Source organism: Winslowiella toletana (assembly GCF_017875465.1).
GTDB classification, from domain to species: Bacteria; Pseudomonadota; Gammaproteobacteria; order Enterobacterales; family Enterobacteriaceae; genus Erwinia; species Erwinia toletana.
The window spans coordinates 3,166,362-3,182,386 of sequence record NZ_JAGGMQ010000001.1 but is presented as its reverse complement, the minus strand read 5'-3'; the positions used below and the strand labels follow the sequence as shown (position 1 = coordinate 3,182,386).

Genomic DNA, 16,025 nt, shown 5'->3' with positions numbered 1-16,025 from the left:
CTTACCCTTTCTGTTTAGCCTGCTTTCCCGAAGGGGTCAAAAATCCCTCCAGAACGATCAGCGCTGCGCCAATACAGATGCCGCAGTCGGCAATATTGAAGGTGGCAAAATGCCAGTCGCCAACATAGAAGTCGATAAAATCGACCACAAAGCCGTGATACGAACGATCAAACAGGTTGCCCAACGCGCCGCCAATAATCAGCGCGTAAGCAATATTATTAAGCTTCTGGCTGGCGGATGTGCGATACATCATCACCAGCAGCGCCACCACTATCGCCACCGCAATACCGGCGAAGAACCAGCGTTGCCAGCCACCTTTATCAGCGAGGAAACTGAATGCCGCGCCGTAGTTGTGGGCATAGAAGAAGTTAAAGTACGGCATAATCGGCATCGACTGGTGCAGCATCAGATTATCCATAATCCATTGCTTGCTACCGAAGTCGATAACGATCACTACCAGCACCAGCCACAGCCAGCGCAATCCGGTCGATAAAAGTGGCTTACGCATCAGGCAAACTTACGCTGTTCGCCGTTTCCGGCGACGTTAGTGACACAGCGACCGCAAACTTCTGCGTGCTCCGGATTCTGACCGACGTCAGTAGTGTAATGCCAGCAGCGTGGACATTTCTCGCCTTCTGCTTTGTGCAGCGCAATTTTCAGACCTTTTACTGCTTCACTCTGCTGAGCTTCAGCAGTGGCCAGGCTGTAATCCGCCACCAGCGCACCGGACGTCAGCAGGACAAAGCGCAACTCGTCACCGAGACTGGTCAGTTTCTGCGCCAGCTCCGCGTCGGCATACAGCGTAACCGTCGCTTCCAGCGATCCACCGATACGCTTATCCGCACGCGCCTGCTCAATCACACGGTTAACTTCACCACGAACCTGCAACAGATCGCTCCAGAAAGCGTCATTCATCGGCTCATTATCCGCCACGCCAAACAGGCCGTCGAACCACTCTTCAGTAAACACATACTGCGCACGTTTGCCTGGCAGGTAAGCCCAGATCTCATCCGCGGTAAACGACATGATCGGCGCCATCCAGCGCACCAGCGCTTCAGCGATATACCAAAGTGCGGTCTGACAGCTACGACGCGCCAGGCCATCGGCTTTTGCGGTGTACTGACGGTCTTTGATGATATCCAGATAGAAGGAGCCCATCTCAACCGAACAGAACTGCATCAGGCGTTGCACCACTTCATGGAAATCATAGCTGGCGTAAGAAGCAATGATATCTTCCTGTGCGGCTTTAGCGCGACCTACCGCCCAGCGGTCCAGCAACACCATCTCTTCCGCTTTCACCATATCGGTTTCCGGATTGAAGCCATTCAGATTGGCCAGCAGGAAACGCGCGGTATTACGGATACGACGATAAGAGTCGGCAGAACGTTTCAGAATTTCGTCCGATACCGCCATTTCGCCGGTGTAATCGGTTGATGCCACCCACAGACGCAGAATATCGCCACCCAGCTTATTCATCACATCCTGCGGGCTGACGGTGTTACCGATAGATTTTGACATTTTACGGCCCTGACCATCGACGGTGAAGCCGTGGGTCAGTACCTGACGATAAGGCGCTTTGCCTTTCATCGCGGTAGAAATCATCAGTGAAGACATAAACCAGCCACGATGCTGATCCGAACCTTCCAGATACATATCCGCGCTATGGCCGCCAAACTCAGGGCGCACATCGACAACAGACGAATGGGTAGAGCCGGAGTCAAACCACACATCCAGCGTATCAGGCACTTTTACATAGTCATTAGCGTCATCGCCCAGCAGATCTTTGCTGTCCAGATCCCACCACGCCTGAATGCCATCCACTTCGACCCGTTTAGCCACCGCTTCCATCAGCTCAAGGGAGCGCGGATGCAGCTGCTCGGTCTCTTTATGGACGAACAGCGCCATCGGCACGCCCCAGGTACGCTGACGCGAGATACACCAGTCAGGACGGTTGGCGACCATTGATTCGATACGCGCCTGGCCCCAGTCCGGGATCCACTGCACGCCTTTGATCTCTTTCAGCGACTGCGCGCGCAGGCCTTTCTGATCCATGCTGATAAACCACTGTGGCGTAGCACGGAAGATGATCGGCGTTTTGTGGCGCCAGCAGTGCGGATAGCTGTGGAACATTTTCTCCACATGCAGCAGCGCGCCATGCTCACGTAGCAGCTCAACAATCATATCGTTGGCTTTAAATACCTGCACGCCATCCAGCGTTGGATAAGTACCGGTGATATAGGTGCCGTCCGGACCGACCGGGTTAGCGGTTTCCAGACCATATTTCTGCCCGATAACATAGTCATCCGGGCCGTGACCAGGGGCGGTATGCACCGCACCGGTACCGGCGTCCAGGGTAACATGCTCGCCGAGTACCACTGGCACATCAAAGCCAAGGAAGGGATGCTGGAAACGCATCAGTTCCAGCTCAGCGCCGGTAGTGCTGCCCAGCACCGTCCACTCGCTGACGCCAGCGCGTTTCATGACACTCTCAACCAGATCTTTGGCGAGGATCAGCGCCTTACCATCAATCTGCACCAGCTGGTATTCAAATTCCGGATGCAGTGAGATCGCGCGGTTAGCTGGCATGGTCCACGGGGTGGTGGTCCAGATCACCAGCGCAACCGGGCCATTAACGCTGGCGGCGCCAAATCTGGCGCTCACCGCAGCGCTATCCACCGCATTAAACATCACGTCAATCGAAGGGGAGGTTTTATCGATATACTCCACTTCCGCTTCCGCCAGCGCGGAACGGCAGTCCAGACACCAGTGCACCGGCTTGGCGCCTTTATGCAGGTGGCCATTGCCGATGATTTTACCCAGCGCACGGATGATATTGGCTTCGGTCTGGAAGTTCATCGTCAGATAAGGACGGTCCCAGTCACCGAGTACGCCAAGACGGATAAAGTCAGCTTTCTGACCTTCAACCTGCTCAGCGGCATATTTGCGGCAGGCAGCACGGAACTCAGCCGCGCTCACTTTCTCGCCCGGCTTACCGATCATCTGCTCAACTTTATGTTCGATTGGCAAACCGTGACAGTCCCAGCCCGGCACATACGGCGAATCATAGCCAGCCATGCCTTTGGACTTCACAATAATGTCTTTCAGAATCTTGTTAACTGAGTGACCAATATGAATACTGCCGTTCGCGTAAGGAGGGCCATCGTGCAGAATAAAGGTTTTTTTCCCTTTTTTGGCTTCGCGGATGATGCCGTACAGATTGTCAGCATACCAACGTTGCAGCATTCCCGGTTCGCGTTTGGCCAGATCGCCACGCATCGGGAACCCCGTTTCCGGCAAATTCAGGGTAGATTTATAGTCACTCATCAGATTCTCGGTTCCGTATGTCGGTTTCGTCGGTTCTTAAACCGGTGTTGGTAGCCCAAAAAAGTTTCGGGCAGTCACCACATCTTTAGCAATTTGCTCTTTTAGCGCGTCAAGCGATGCGAATCGCTGCTCGCTGCGAATTTTTTGACAGAGCACCACATCGATATGGCGTCCGTACAGGTTCATTGCAACGTCCAGCAGATGAACTTCTAACTGCTGACGTAACCCGGCAACGGTCGGGCGGGTACCTATATTGGCCACGCCGGGCAACGGCTGCTCAGCAAGGCCATAAACTTCAACGGCATACACCCCTTTAACCGGCGAAACTGAACGCCGTAGCGGAATATTCGCCGTCGGAAAACCGATGGTGCGTCCCAGCGCATCGCCATGCACCACCCGGCCAGAAATACTGAAGGGATGCCCCAAAAGCGACTGCGCCAGCGCCAGATTATCCTCCGCCAGCGCCTGACGCACCGCGGTGCTGCTAATACGCTTACCGTCATCGCAGAATGTCTGGGTGCTGATGACATCAAAGCCATATTCGACGCCCGCTTTCTGTAATAACAGGAAATCCCCCTGGCGACCAGCGCCAAAACGGAAATCATCGCCTACCGCCAGCAGCTGCACGCCGAGCTTGTTTACCAGCAGATCGGCAACAAAGCTTTGCGCAGTCTGTGCAGCGAAACGGCGGTCAAAGCGCACGCAAAGCACCGCATCGACACCCGCTTCGGCCAGATAACGCACTTTTTCACGCAAACGCGTCAGACGCGCTGGCGCCTTGTCGGCGGCAAAAAGCTCCAGTGGCTGCGGCTCAAACAGCATCACCATGACCGGTAAGCCACGTTTACGCCCTTCTGTGCACAGACGCGCCAGCAGAGACTGATGACCGCGATGCACGCCGTCAAAGTTACCTATGGTCAGCACGCAGCCGCGATGCTGCTCTCTGAGATTATGTATGCCGCGGATAAACTTCATGGCTGGCTCAAATTTGTGGAAATCGGCGGATTATACCTTGTACAGCGGTTAAGGTTAACCCGCGATTGATCCCTTTACGGCATTCTGGGGGCAATTTCAGTAAGATGGCGGCCAGTGAGTCAGATATCAGACAATTTTATTGGGAAAGACTGTATTCATCCCCACGATGCTGGTAGAATCCTGCGCCATCACAACGTAATCAAGTGTCGTCATTTTAAACGGCGCTTATTTGCACAAATCCATTGACAAACGAAGGCTGAAAAGGCATATTCCACGGCCTTTGAATTGTCCTCAATAGAATATATTTGGGAGTTGGACCTTGGCTAATATCAAATCAGCTAAGAAACGCGCCGTAACATCTGAGAAGCGTCGTAAGCATAACGCAAGCAACCGCTCAATGATGCGTACTTTCATTAAGAAAGTATACGCGGCCATCGCTGCTGGCGATAAAGAAGTTGCTCTGAAAGCATTTAACGAAATGCAACCAATTGTGGACCGTCAGGCTAGTAAAGGCCTGATCCACAAGAACAAAGCTGCACGTCATAAGTCAAACCTGACTGCACAGATCAACAAACTGGCTTAATGCTAATTTGTTAATCGGCTTTGAAAGAACCGGCGCCTGCGCCGGTTTTTTTATGCTTTTTTTTACCCACTACGGGCGGCGAAAACGCCGCCCCTACATCAGATCTTCGTAGGGGCGGCGTTTTCGCCGCCCCTGTTGATAATTTCAGGCGGGAAACAACGCGGTAAAATCTTTGTTGCAGATGCGCTGCACCGCCGGGTGCTGGATCATGCGCTCAGCAAAAATCACGTGATACTCTTCAGTAACATTATCAATACGACCAATCTCAACGATCTCATCATCACTATAGATATCCTGCCCATACAGCGACGGCGCGACAAAAATCGCATTGTTCGAGGCGCCAAACGCCTTCATTAACGCGGCATCATCAAATTCACCAAGAATCTCCACCTGCAGCCCCTGTGAATGAAACCAGTTCAGCAACCTGCGACCAAGCATCGAACGCCGTCCGGGGATCAGCAAACGTCGCTGCTCAAGGCAGGCGGGAAAGCTTTTGTCAGGAAGCGGGCGCGTACACCAGAAACTGATGCCACACTCGCCAAGTTTGACCGAGAACAGCCCTTCCTGCTGCGTGGAATCGATCGGACAATCTGAGAGGATCATATCCAGCTTATGCTGACTCAACTGCTCCAGCAGCATTTCATGGGTCGACTCATAACAGCGCAGATGAATTTTTTCATCATCCCGCACCGCGGTTTCCAGTACCTGGCTCACCAGCCGCTTCGATAACGCATCCGCCACACCGACATCAAACAACAGGTTCGACTCCTTGCGGTAGTTGACGATATCCAGCATCTCCTGACTCAGGGTAAACATGCGATCGGCATAACGAAACACCAGCTGTCCCAGCTCCGAAGGCACCACACCACGCCCCTGACGCTTAAACAACTTGCCCTGCAAACGATCTTCCAGTGCTTTTATTTGTCCGGTAATGGTTTGCGGCGTCAAAAACAGGGCTTCGGCAGCACCCACAATCGATCCTTCTTTGCACACCTGCCAGAAGTAGTAGAGGTGGTTGTAATTAATATGAGACATACGCACCGATGCGCTCCTGTGTCAGCCGCAATATAGCGCCAGCTTAACCGATAAGCGGGCGCAAAAAACGCGACAAACCTGCCGGAACAGGTTTGACGTTTATTTTAGTTTAACGCGCAGCAGCAGGTAGCCCACCACAGCCGAAGCGATGGAGCCAATCAGAATGCCCAGCTTGGCAAGTGTAATCAGGGCCGGGTCGATATCGCCATAGGCCAGCGTGGCAATAAAGATCGACATGGTAAATCCGATTCCGCACAGTACGCCGACGGCGACAATATTTGACATACTGGTGCCCTGCGGCAGTTTCGCCAGACCAGATTTAACCGCCAGCCAGCAAAACAGGGTAATCCCCAGCGGTTTGCCAATCAGTAAACCAACCATAATCCCCAGTGGCAGCAGCGAGAACATATCGCCAGCGGAAATGCCGTCCAGCACCACACCGGCATTAGCGAAAGCAAACAGCGGCAGAATCAGCCAGCTGACCCACGGATGCAGCCCGTGCTCCAGCTCCTCCGCAGGTGAATGCCCCTCTTTCTTCGCCAGTGGAATAAAGAAACCGACAATCACCCCGGCGAGGGTGGCATGCACGCCAGATTTTAATACCGCCACCCACAACACTATCCCTATCAGCAGATAGAGCGAGGTGCTGCGCACATTAGCCATATTCAGCAGCGCCAGCAACGCAATCGCCGCAGCGGCGACGCCGAGCGCCACCATCGACAACTCGCTGGTGTAGAACAGCGCAATAATAATAATCGCACCGAGATCGTCGATAATCGCCAGCGCCATCAGGAAAATTTTTAGCGCCGGTGGCACCCGGCTTCCCAGTAACGCCAGAATACCTAACGCAAAAGCGATATCGGTAGCGGTCGGGATCGCCCAGCCGCTGCGCGTCACCTCATCACCACCGTTAAACGCGAGGAACAGCAGTCCCGGCGCCACCATGCCGCCAAGGGCGGCAATCAGCGGGAATATCGCCCGATCGCGGCTGGCTAATGCCCCCACCATCAGCTCGCGCTTCACTTCCAGACCAATCATCAGGAAGAACAGCGCCATCAGCGCATCATTGATCCACAGCAGCAGATTTTTGCTGACATCCAGTGCGCCAAAGCGGAATTCAACCGGCGTCGCCAGCAGCGCCAGATAGCCTTGTTGAGTCGCAGTATTATTCGCCAGAATCATCGCCAGCGCGGCGGCCAGAATCAGTACCACCCCGCTGGTGGCCTCATTGTTTAGCAAACGCCTGATGTGAAAGAGCATATTATTTAATTCCTGTGTGTTACATGTTTCAGTATCTGTTAACCAGCATACGCCGTTTAAAGACTCGAAAATAACAGTTTATTTATGGCTTAATGCTCGAAATTACCGAAACATAACGCCAGGCGCAAAACGCTGTCGCTCGGTTGCTGGTCAAAAACATTAACTATAGAATGCCTCTTCGTTCTCCTGTGGTGACCCGTTAATGGCAATGAAACACAGCTCGCAATCAGGCATGACCATAGCTGACGTCGCCAGACTGGCGGGGGTTGCGCCGATTACCGTCTCACGCGTGCTTAATCAGCCGGCGCAGGTAAAACCCGCGACGCTGGAAAAAGTGCGGCGGGTGATTGAGGAAACCGGTTTTGTACGCAATCAGATCGCCGGTGCGCTGGCCTCTAATCGCAGTCGTCTGGTGGCGGTGATTGTGCCAATGCTCACCAATCCGATTTTTTCCGATACCTTCCAGGCGATTGCTGAAAAACTGGCGGCTGCCGATTACCAGGTACTGCTGGGAACCTCGGGCTATCAGGCACAGCATGAGCAGGAGCTGCTGGAAGTGATCCTCAGCCGCCGTCCTGATGGCATTATCCTTACCGGCACCCTGCACACCGAAGACAGCCGTAAGCGGCTGCGCGCCACCCGGGTGCCGGTGGTTGAGACCTGGGATATTTCGCCGGATCCGATCGATATGCTGATTGGCTTTTCCCATGAAGACACCGGGCGGGCCATCGCACTGCATCTGCTGGCGAAAAATTACCGCCATTTTGCCTTGCTGTCGGTGGACGATCCGCGTGGTTCGCTGCGCGCCAAATCCTTTATCCATACGCTGAATGCCAATGGCATTCACGATGTGCAGCAGCACTACTTCTCCGGCCTGCCAACGCTGCAACAAGGGCGTGAAGGCCTGAGCGCGCTGCTGACCAGTACGCCGCGTCCGCTGATGGTGGTCTGCACTTCCGATACCATTGCCCATGGCGTACTAACCGAAGCCGCCAGCCGCGGCATTAAAGTGCCGCAGGAGATTGCAGTATTTGGCTTTGGTGATATGAATTTTGCCGCCCATACCTTCCCCCCGCTTTCGACGGTCAAAATCGATGGCAAAAAGATCGGCCAGCTGGCCGCCAGCGCCCTGCTTGATCGGCTGAAAGGCGATGATGCGGCGGCGATTTATCGCGATATTGGCTTCACGATTATCGATCGCGACAGCACCTTTAACGGTTGATTAACAAGCAACAATATTTGTCGCCTGGCTCCCATTTTTCACTGCTGATGCTTGCAAGGCAGTCAGTCACTGCTCAGTATTCAGCTCTAATGGTTGCGCAACCATATACGGGCTGATTTGATATTAAATCATTACTATCAATGAAATACTGGAATAAATCATGTCACAAAATACCTCACCCCATGAAACTACATATAAAAATGGTAGCGCAACCATTTCCACTACGGCGACAGCGTTAAAAGCCACCCGCGTACGTTATGGCATTATGGTGATGCTGTTTTTTATGACCGCGATGAACTATGCCGACCGGGCGACCCTGTCGATTACTGGTACCGCCATTAAATCCAGCTTTGGTCTCTCTTCCGTCACCCTGGGCTATATGTTTTCCGCCTTTGCGTGGACCTATGTGATTGCTCAGATCCCTGGCGGCCGCCTGCTGGATCGCTACGGCTCACGCCGGGTATACGCCATCAGTATTTTCCTCTGGTCGATTCTGACCTTCAGTATGGGATTTGTCGCTGGCCTGCCAGCGGTAATCGGCATTACCGCGCTGTTTGTGCTGCGCATTCTGATTGGTCTGGCGGAAGCCCCGGCCTTCCCCGGCAATAGCCGGATTGTCGCCACCTGGTTCCCGGCCTCGGAACGCGGCACCACCTCAGCACTGTTTACCTCAGCCTCCTACTTTGCCACCGTGGTGTTTGCGCCGGTGATGGGTTGGGTCACCCAGCGCTTTGGCTGGCAGTATGTCTATCTGATGATGGGCACCCTCGGCATGCTGCTGACGCTGATCTGGCTGCGGGTGATGTTTATGCCGAAAGAGCATCCGCGGATTAACCAAAGCGAGCTGGATTACATCACCGCGGGCGGTGCGCTGGTGGATATGGACAGCAGGCACCAGCAAGGACAACCGGCAAAACCAACGGTCGCCACCTGGCCCTGCGTGCGTGAAATTCTTTCCAGCCGAATGATGCTGGGGATTCTGATCGGCCAGTACTGCGTAACCACCCTGACCTACTTCTTTCTGACCTGGTTCCCGATCTATCTGGTGCAGGATCGCGGCATGTCGATCCTGAAAACCGGCTTTATCGCGGTGATCCCGGCGATCTGCGGCTTTATCGGCGGCGTGCTGGGCGGCGTGGTGTCTGATCGCCTGATTAAAAACGGTGTCTCAATTACCTGGGCGCGCAAGATTCCAATCGTATTTGGCATGCTGCTCTCTACCACCATGATTATCTGTAACTACCTCGATACCGAATGGCTGATCGTGGCGATTATGGCGATGGCCTTCTTTGGCAAAGGTTTTGGCGCCCAGGGCTGGGGCGTGATGTCAGATGTGGTGCCAAAGCAGGCCAGTGGCCTCGCCGGTTCGCTGTTTAACGGCATTGGTAATATCGCCGGTATCACCACCCCCATTATTATCGGCTACCTGGTGAACGAAGCGGGCAACTTCTCTATCGCCCTCTCCTTTGTGGCGGCCAATGCGCTGGGGGCGATTGTCTGTTATCTGCTGGTGGTCGGGCCAATTAAGCGCCTTGAACTGAAAAAATCACTGATTGTTCATTAATTATTTACAAGGAAATCACCATGAAGATTGTCATGATCGGCGAAGCGGCCACTCACCAGCAGGAGATTGCGCAGGCACTCGATTTCCCCGCCGAGTTTATTGCCCTCCCCCGTGAAGCTCATGAGTCTGCACAATGGGACGACCAGATTGACGGCGCGGATGTGCTGGTCGCGATGCGTTTTCAGCGTAAAACCCCGCCTCCGGCGTTCCGTCTGCTGCACGTTCCCGGCGCCGGGCTGGACGGGATCGACTTTGCCGCACTGCCAGCCGATTGCAGCGTCTGTAATGTCTATGAACATGAAATCCCGATGGCGGAATATACCCTTGCCGCGATGCTACAGCATGAGGTGCGGCTGGTGACGCTGCGCGCCAGCTTTGACAGTCAGCACTGGTCAGAAACCTATCTGTCACGCACGCCGCGCGGCGAACTTTATGGCCGCACGCTGCTGATTGTCGGCTTTGGCCGCATTGGCCAGGCGATCGCCAGCCGCGCTCAGGCGTTTGGCGTACGGGTGATAGCCATTTCCGGCCATGCGCAGGATGGCAAAGTGGAGGGTCCGGCGGATGAAGCCTGGCATCCGGATACATTGCTGGAGCATCTGCCGCGCGCCGATTATGTGGTGCTCTCCTGCCCGCTCAATGATAAAACGCGCGACTCCTTTGGCCACGCGCAACTGGATGCGATGCGCGCTGATGCGGTGCTGATTAATATTGCCCGCGCCGCCGTGGTCAATGAGCAGGCGCTGTATGAAGCGCTGGAGCAGCAAAAAATCTCCCGCGCTTTTCTCGACGTCTGGTATCAGTACCCGGCGGGCAGCAGTGACCAGGTCGCGCCAGCGCACTACCGTTTTGAACAGCTGCCAAATGCGGTCTGCACACCGCACATCTCCGGCTGGACCACCGGTCTGTTTGCCCGCCGCTATGCGTTAATCGCCGATAATATCCAGCGTCTGCAACAGCATCGCCCGTTTAACAATCTTGTCCACGGTAAGGCGCAGCAATGAAAATCACCCGTATTGAAACCACCCGGGTTAAAAGCCTCGCGAACCTGCTGTGGGTGGAGATCCATACCGATGAGGGACTGGTCGGTCTGGGCGAAACCTTTCGTGGCGCAGAAGCGGTGGAAGCCTATATCCACTCCGTCTCGGCGCCCCTGCTGCTGGGCAAGGAGGCCGGACAGATTGAGCGGCATAATCGCACCCTGCTGCGCGGCTATCTGGGCTTTAACGGTTCGGGCGTGGAAACGCGCGCGGCATCCGCAATTGATATCGCGCTGTGGGATCTGTTGGGGAAATCGCTTAACCAGCCGCTGTATCAGCTGCTGGGCGGGCTATGCCATGACCGCATGCGCGCTTACAACACCTGCGCTGGCGTCAGTTTTAACAGTCAGGGCGAGCAGCGGCGGGTGATAGCGCAAGGTGACAGCAAACCGAGCGGACGTTACGACGACCAGGTGGCTTTCCTCGAATGTCCGGACGAACTGGCGCAAAGCCTGATTGAGGAAGGATTTAGCGCGATGAAGATCTGGCCGGCAGACAGCTTTGCCGCCGCCAGCGGCGGCCAGTACATCAGCAGCGCCGATATTAAAAAAGCTATCGCGCCGTTTGAAAAGATCCGCCGGGCAGTGGGCGATCGCATTGAACTGATGTGCGAATTCCATTCGTTATGGAATACCAGCAGTGCGCTGGCGATTGCTAAGCCGCTGCGCGAACTGAATATTTTCTGGGCCGAGGATCCGATAAAAATGGATTCACCGCAGGCGCTGGCGGATTATCGCCGGCTGTCAGGATTACCGGTGTGCGGCAGTGAAACGCTGGCGGCTACCAGTAATTTCCGCGATCACCTGGCGGCTGATGCGCTCGATTATGTGATGCTCGATCTGTCATGGTGCGGCGGGATCACCGAAGCGAAAAAAATTGCTGCGCTGGCGGAAGCGTATCAGAAGCCGATTGCGCCTCATGACTGCACCGGTCCGGTGGTATTAATGGCGTCATTGCATCTGGGTTTATCATCGCCAAATGCGATTTTCCAGGAGGTGGTGCGCGCTTATCTGGCAGGATTCTATGGCGATCTGGTCAGCACGCTGCCGACGCTGGAGAACGGCTGGTTATCACCACCGCAGGGGCCAGGACTGGGTACTGCACTGAGCGATGCGCTGCGTGCGCGAGCGGATGTGGTGGTAAGAAGTTCGGGATTGTAACCGGACTACGTGAACGGGAGCCGCCGATAGCGGCTCCCTCTGGCGATCGCTTACAGTGAGCAATACACGCGAGCTTCACGCGGTGTATAGATACCGAAAGTGACCACGCCCAGCAGGCCGTTAACAAAAGTCTGCTGCGTTTCTACACGCGCCACTTTGTCCTGGCCGCCACAGATTGCGGCTGCATCCAGCGTTTTTTTCTGGCCAATACCAGAAACAAAGAAATGATGAGTAGTAACTTGTTTCGGTGCAGAAGTCTGGTTCTGTTTCAAAACGAAAGATTGCTGCGCACAGCCGGTTAACAGCAGAGCAAATACGGCAGTTGCCAGAAACTTTTTCATAAATGTCCTTATATTCATTAGAAAAATTGCACAGGCATCAGATAACAAACTGGAATCTATTGCAACAACAGGAAACATTTATAGTGCAATTCCTGACAATGTGCTGACAAAACAGCAATAGTCAGAATGAACGGCAATCAGCGGCATGAAGCCAGGGGAGGGATAATTAACAGAAATTGCTCCCTGCCGCAGGCAGGGAGCAATGCAGATTAACGGGTTAAATCGTCAAAAAACTTTTTTACACCGTCAAAGAAGCTTTTGGAGCGTGGGCTGTTTTTCTCGCCGGATGGACCGCCGAAGCTCTCTTCCAGCTCGCGCAACAGTGCCTTCTGCTTGTCATTCAGGCTAACCGGCGTTTCCACCACAACACGGCACAGCAGGTCGCCCTGAGCGCCGCCGCGTACGGATTTCACACCTTTACCGCGCATGCGGAACAGCTTACCAGTCTGCGTTTCCGCCGGTACTTTCAGGTTGACGCGACCATCAAGGGTCGGCACTGCAATCTCGCCACCCAGTGCAGCCATGGCGAAATTGATCGGCACTTCGCAGTACAGGTTATTATCTTCACGTTCAAAAATTGGGTGTTTCTTCACCTGCACCTGAACGTAGAGATCGCCTGCTGGCGCGCCGTGTTCACCGGCTTCACCTTCACCGGTCAGACGAATACGGTCACCGGTATCAACACCCGCCGGGATTTTCACCGACAGCGTTTTGGCCTTCTCGACACGGCCGTGGCCATGGCAGGCGTTACAAGGATCTTTAATTACCGAGCCACGCCCGTGACAGGTCGGACACGCCTGCTGCACGGTAAAGAAGCCCTGACGCATCTGCACCTGGCCAGCACCATGACAGGTTGAACAGGTTTGCGGCTTCGTCCCTGATTTCGCACCGCTGCCGTGGCAAACGTCACACTCTTCCAGGGTAGGAATACGGATCTCTTTGGTCACGCCGCGCACTGCTTCTTCCAGCGAGAGTTCCATGTTGTAGCGTAAATCAGCGCCACGTGCGGCACGCTGACGGCGTCCCCCACCAAAGATATCGCCAAATACGTCGCCAAAGATATCACTGAAGTCAGCGCCGCCGCCGCCGAAACCGCCGCCGCCATGACCACCGCCCATACCGCCCTGTTCAAAGGCTGCATGGCCGTACTGGTCGTACGCCGCACGTTTCTGCGCATCGGTCAGAATCTCGTAGGCTTCCTTAACTTCTTTAAATTTACCTTCGGCATCCTTTTCCTGATTACGGTCAGGATGGAATTTCATTGCCAGGCGTTTGTAGGCCTTTTTGATTTCACGCTCATCCGCAGATTTCGGAACGCCTAAAACCTCGTAATAGTCTCTTTTCGCCATTGTTATTTGTCCTGCCCTTAACATGCGTGCACGGGCGTGGAGAGATCTCCTACGCCCGTGCTGGTTACCTTTACCCGTTGTAATGGTTGAATATTACGCCGGGTACCTGAAACTCCGTAGGGGGGCCATCACTGCCCCCCTTTCCGTTCAGGGCTTATTTTTTGTCGTCTTTTACTTCTTCGAATTCAGCATCGACAACGTCGTCATCTTTCTTCGCAGAAGCGTCGCCTGCATCGGCGCCAGCGCCAGCCTGCTGCTGCTGAGCAAATTCCATCAGCTTGCTGGAAACTTCCATCAGCGCCTGCATTTTGGCTTCGATCTCAGCTTTATCTTCGCCTTTCAGCGCAGTGTTCAGCTCAGCCAGAGCCGCTTCAATCGGCGCTTTGTCGTCTGCTGGCAGTTTATCGCCCGCTTCGTCCAGCTGCTTACGCGTGCTGTGCGACAGATGATCGGCCTGGTTACGTACCTGCACCAGCTCTTCGAACTTACGGTCAGCTTCAGCGTTAGCTTCAGCATCACGCACCATTTTCGCGATCTCTTCTTCGTTCAGACCAGAAGAAGCCTTGATGGTGATCTTCTGCTCACGACCGCTGTTTTTGTCCTTCGCTGACACATGCAGGATACCATCGGCATCGATGTCGAAAGTGACTTCGATCTGTGGCATACCGCGCGGCGCAGCCTGGATGCCGTCGAGGTTAAACTGACCCAGTGATTTGTTATCACCGGCACGTTTACGCTCACCCTGCACCACATGAATGGTCACCGCAGACTGGTTATCTTCCGCCGTAGAGAACACCTGACTGTGTTTCGTCGGGATAGTGGTGTTCTTGTTGATCAGCGCAGTCATCACGCCGCCCATGGTTTCGATACCCAGTGACAGCGGGGTTACGTCCAGCAGCAGCACGTCTTTCACGTCGCCCGCCAGAACACCACCCTGTACTGCAGCACCTACCGCTACCGCTTCGTCCGGGTTCACATCTTTACGCGGCTCTTTACCAAAGAACTCAGCCACTTTCGCCTGAACCATTGGCATACGCGTCTGACCGCCGACCAGGATCACGTCGTTGATGTCGGAAACCGACAGACCCGCATCCTGCAACGCCACTTTCAGTGGTTCGATAGAGCGTGCCACCAGGTCTTCAACCAGTGATTCCAGCTTCGCACGAGTCACTTTGATGTTCAGGTGTTTAGGACCTGTAGCATCAGCAGTGATGTACGGCAGGTTCACGTCGGTCTGCTGAGCAGAAGAGAGCTCAATTTTCGCTTTCTCTGCGGCTTCTTTCAGACGCTGCATCGCCAGTGGATCGTTGTGCAGATCGATGCCCTGATCTTTCTTAAACTCAGCCACCAGGTAGTTAATCATGCGGCTGTCGAAGTCTTCACCACCGAGGTGAGTATCACCGTTGGTCGCCAGCACTTCGAAGGTTTTTTCGCCATCAGCATCATCGATTTCAATGATGGAGATATCGAAAGTACCACCGCCGAGGTCGTAAACCGCGATAGTGCGGTTGCCAACTTCTTTATCCAGACCGTAAGCCAGTGCGGCGGCGGTTGGTTCGTTAATGATACGTTTTACTTCCAGACCAGCGATACGGCCGGCGTCTTTCGTTGCCTGACGCTGAGCATCGTTAAAGTAAGCTGGTACAGTGATAACCGCTTCAGTTACTGGTTCGCCCAGATAATCTTCCGCCGTTTTCTTCATTTTCTTCAGCACTTCCGCAGAAATCTGCGGTGGCGCCAGTTTCTGGCCTTTTACGTCAATCCACGCATCGCCGTTATCGGCTGCGATGATTTTGTAAGGCATGATTTTCAGGTCACGCTGTGCTTCTTCGTCCTGGAAGCGACGGCCAATCAGGCGCTTAATCGCGAACAGGGTGTTCTGCGGGTTGGTCACAGCCTGACGTTTAGCAGGCTGACCTACCAGAATCTCACCATCCTGCGTGTAAGCAATGATTGAAGGAGTGGTGCGATCGCCTTCCGCATTTTCCAGCACGCGAGCTTTGCCGCCATCCATAATCGCAACACAAGAGTTGGTTGTACCCAGGTCAATACCAATAATCTTACCCATCTAAACGTCTCCTACTTAAATTCGTCAATTCGTAATCAATCTGATTGTGAACCAGTTATGTGGGCGAATTGCGTTATTTCAACCAACAACAACTGCTTTTTTTC

General features: G+C 54.2%; 13 protein-coding genes. 5 read left to right on the top strand and 8 right to left on the bottom strand.

What is annotated here, in order from left to right; all coding sequences use genetic code 11:
- Position 1: 1 nt before the first annotated feature.
- Genes lspA through ribF form a run of 3 tightly spaced genes read right to left on the bottom strand, consistent with a single transcriptional unit; the run spans position 2 to position 4,299 of the window.
- Positions 2–508: a signal peptidase II gene (gene lspA / locus J2125_RS14765; RefSeq protein WP_017800536.1), complete on the bottom strand. Its 507-nt coding sequence runs from the start codon at positions 506–508 to the stop codon at positions 2–4.
- A complete protein-coding gene (ileS, locus tag J2125_RS14760; protein ID WP_017800537.1) occupies positions 508–3,324 on the bottom strand; it encodes an isoleucine--tRNA ligase in 2,817 nt (938 codons plus the stop codon). The genes lspA and ileS overlap by 1 nt, the downstream gene beginning before the upstream one ends.
- A gap of 36 nt (positions 3,325–3,360) precedes the next feature.
- Positions 3,361–4,299 carry a bifunctional riboflavin kinase/FAD synthetase gene (ribF, locus tag J2125_RS14755; protein WP_026111624.1) on the bottom strand — a complete coding sequence of 313 codons (939 nt, stop codon included), beginning with the start codon at positions 4,297–4,299 and terminating at the stop codon, positions 3,361–3,363.
- A 319-nt stretch (positions 4,300–4,618) separates the two neighbouring features.
- Here ribF and rpsT point away from each other — a divergent pair, with 319 nt between their 5' ends.
- Complete coding sequence (gene rpsT / locus J2125_RS14750; RefSeq protein ID WP_026111625.1) at positions 4,619–4,882, top strand: 30S ribosomal protein S20; 264 nt, start codon at positions 4,619–4,621, stop codon at positions 4,880–4,882.
- Between the two features lie 144 nt (positions 4,883–5,026).
- On the opposite strand, the gene nhaR is transcribed toward rpsT, so the two are convergent.
- Together nhaR and nhaA are read right to left on the bottom strand one after the other, a co-directional pair.
- On the bottom strand, positions 5,027–5,917 hold the full coding sequence (nhaR, locus tag J2125_RS14745; RefSeq protein ID WP_017800541.1) for a transcriptional activator NhaR: 891 nt from the start codon (positions 5,915–5,917) through the stop codon (positions 5,027–5,029).
- A 99-nt stretch (positions 5,918–6,016) separates the two neighbouring features.
- A complete protein-coding gene (gene nhaA / locus J2125_RS14740) occupies positions 6,017–7,177 on the bottom strand; it encodes a Na+/H+ antiporter NhaA (protein WP_017800542.1) in 1,161 nt (386 codons plus the stop codon).
- 202 nt (positions 7,178–7,379) lie between these two features.
- On the opposite strand from nhaA, the gene J2125_RS14735 reads away from it, so the two are divergent.
- The 4 genes from J2125_RS14735 (at position 7,380) to J2125_RS14720 (ending at position 12,163) form a co-directional block, all read left to right on the top strand.
- Positions 7,380–8,399, top strand: a complete 1,020-nt coding sequence (locus tag J2125_RS14735) for a LacI family DNA-binding transcriptional regulator (RefSeq protein WP_198510882.1) — start codon at positions 7,380–7,382, stop codon at positions 8,397–8,399.
- A gap of 160 nt (positions 8,400–8,559) precedes the next feature.
- Positions 8,560–9,963 (top strand): MFS transporter, encoded by a 1,404-nt coding sequence (locus J2125_RS14730; protein ID WP_017800544.1) that lies wholly within the window; start codon positions 8,560–8,562, stop codon positions 9,961–9,963.
- Between the two features lie 20 nt (positions 9,964–9,983).
- Positions 9,984–10,967, top strand: coding sequence for a 2-hydroxyacid dehydrogenase (locus tag J2125_RS14725; RefSeq protein ID WP_017800545.1), 984 nt, complete (start codon positions 9,984–9,986; stop codon positions 10,965–10,967).
- A complete protein-coding gene (locus tag J2125_RS14720; RefSeq protein WP_017800546.1) occupies positions 10,964–12,163 on the top strand; it encodes a mandelate racemase/muconate lactonizing enzyme family protein in 1,200 nt (399 codons plus the stop codon). The genes J2125_RS14725 and J2125_RS14720 overlap by 4 nt, the downstream gene beginning before the upstream one ends.
- Positions 12,164–12,213: 50 nt before the next feature.
- Here J2125_RS14720 and J2125_RS14715 read toward each other — a convergent pair whose 3' ends face one another.
- From J2125_RS14715 to dnaK, 3 genes are all read right to left on the bottom strand, one after another.
- Positions 12,214–12,504: a Bor family protein gene (locus tag J2125_RS14715; protein ID WP_017800547.1), complete on the bottom strand. Its 291-nt coding sequence runs from the start codon at positions 12,502–12,504 to the stop codon at positions 12,214–12,216.
- 209 nt (positions 12,505–12,713) lie between these two features.
- Positions 12,714–13,853 (bottom strand): molecular chaperone DnaJ, encoded by a 1,140-nt coding sequence (gene dnaJ / locus J2125_RS14710; RefSeq protein ID WP_017800548.1) that lies wholly within the window; start codon positions 13,851–13,853, stop codon positions 12,714–12,716.
- A 154-nt stretch (positions 13,854–14,007) separates the two neighbouring features.
- Positions 14,008–15,921, bottom strand: coding sequence for a molecular chaperone DnaK (gene dnaK, locus J2125_RS14705; protein ID WP_017800549.1), 1,914 nt, complete (start codon positions 15,919–15,921; stop codon positions 14,008–14,010).
- Positions 15,922–16,025: the final 104 nt, after the last annotated feature.

Excerpts from the sequence above, each read along its gene's own strand:
- nhaR (WP_017800541.1), bottom strand. The coding sequence starts at position 5,917 with ATGTCTCATATTAATTACAACCACCTCTACTACTTCTGGCAGGTGTGC.
- J2125_RS14725 (WP_017800545.1), top strand. The coding sequence starts at position 9,984 with ATGAAGATTGTCATGATCGGCGAAGCGGCCACTCACCAGCAGGAGATT.
- nhaA (WP_017800542.1), bottom strand. The coding sequence starts at position 7,177 with ATGCTCTTTCACATCAGGCGTTTGCTAAACAATGAGGCCACCAGCGGG.
- ribF (WP_026111624.1), bottom strand. The coding sequence starts at position 4,299 with ATGAAGTTTATCCGCGGCATACATAATCTCAGAGAGCAGCATCGCGGC.
- dnaJ (WP_017800548.1), bottom strand. The coding sequence starts at position 13,853 with ATGGCGAAAAGAGACTATTACGAGGTTTTAGGCGTTCCGAAATCTGCG.
- J2125_RS14720 (WP_017800546.1), top strand. The coding sequence starts at position 10,964 with ATGAAAATCACCCGTATTGAAACCACCCGGGTTAAAAGCCTCGCGAAC.
- J2125_RS14715 (WP_017800547.1), bottom strand. The coding sequence starts at position 12,504 with ATGAAAAAGTTTCTGGCAACTGCCGTATTTGCTCTGCTGTTAACCGGC.
- ileS (WP_017800537.1), bottom strand. The coding sequence starts at position 3,324 with ATGAGTGACTATAAATCTACCCTGAATTTGCCGGAAACGGGGTTCCCG.
- dnaK (WP_017800549.1), bottom strand. The coding sequence starts at position 15,921 with ATGGGTAAGATTATTGGTATTGACCTGGGTACAACCAACTCTTGTGTT.
- lspA (WP_017800536.1), bottom strand. The coding sequence starts at position 508 with ATGCGTAAGCCACTTTTATCGACCGGATTGCGCTGGCTGTGGCTGGTG.
- J2125_RS14730 (WP_017800544.1), top strand. The coding sequence starts at position 8,560 with ATGTCACAAAATACCTCACCCCATGAAACTACATATAAAAATGGTAGC.
- J2125_RS14735 (WP_198510882.1), top strand. The coding sequence starts at position 7,380 with ATGGCAATGAAACACAGCTCGCAATCAGGCATGACCATAGCTGACGTC.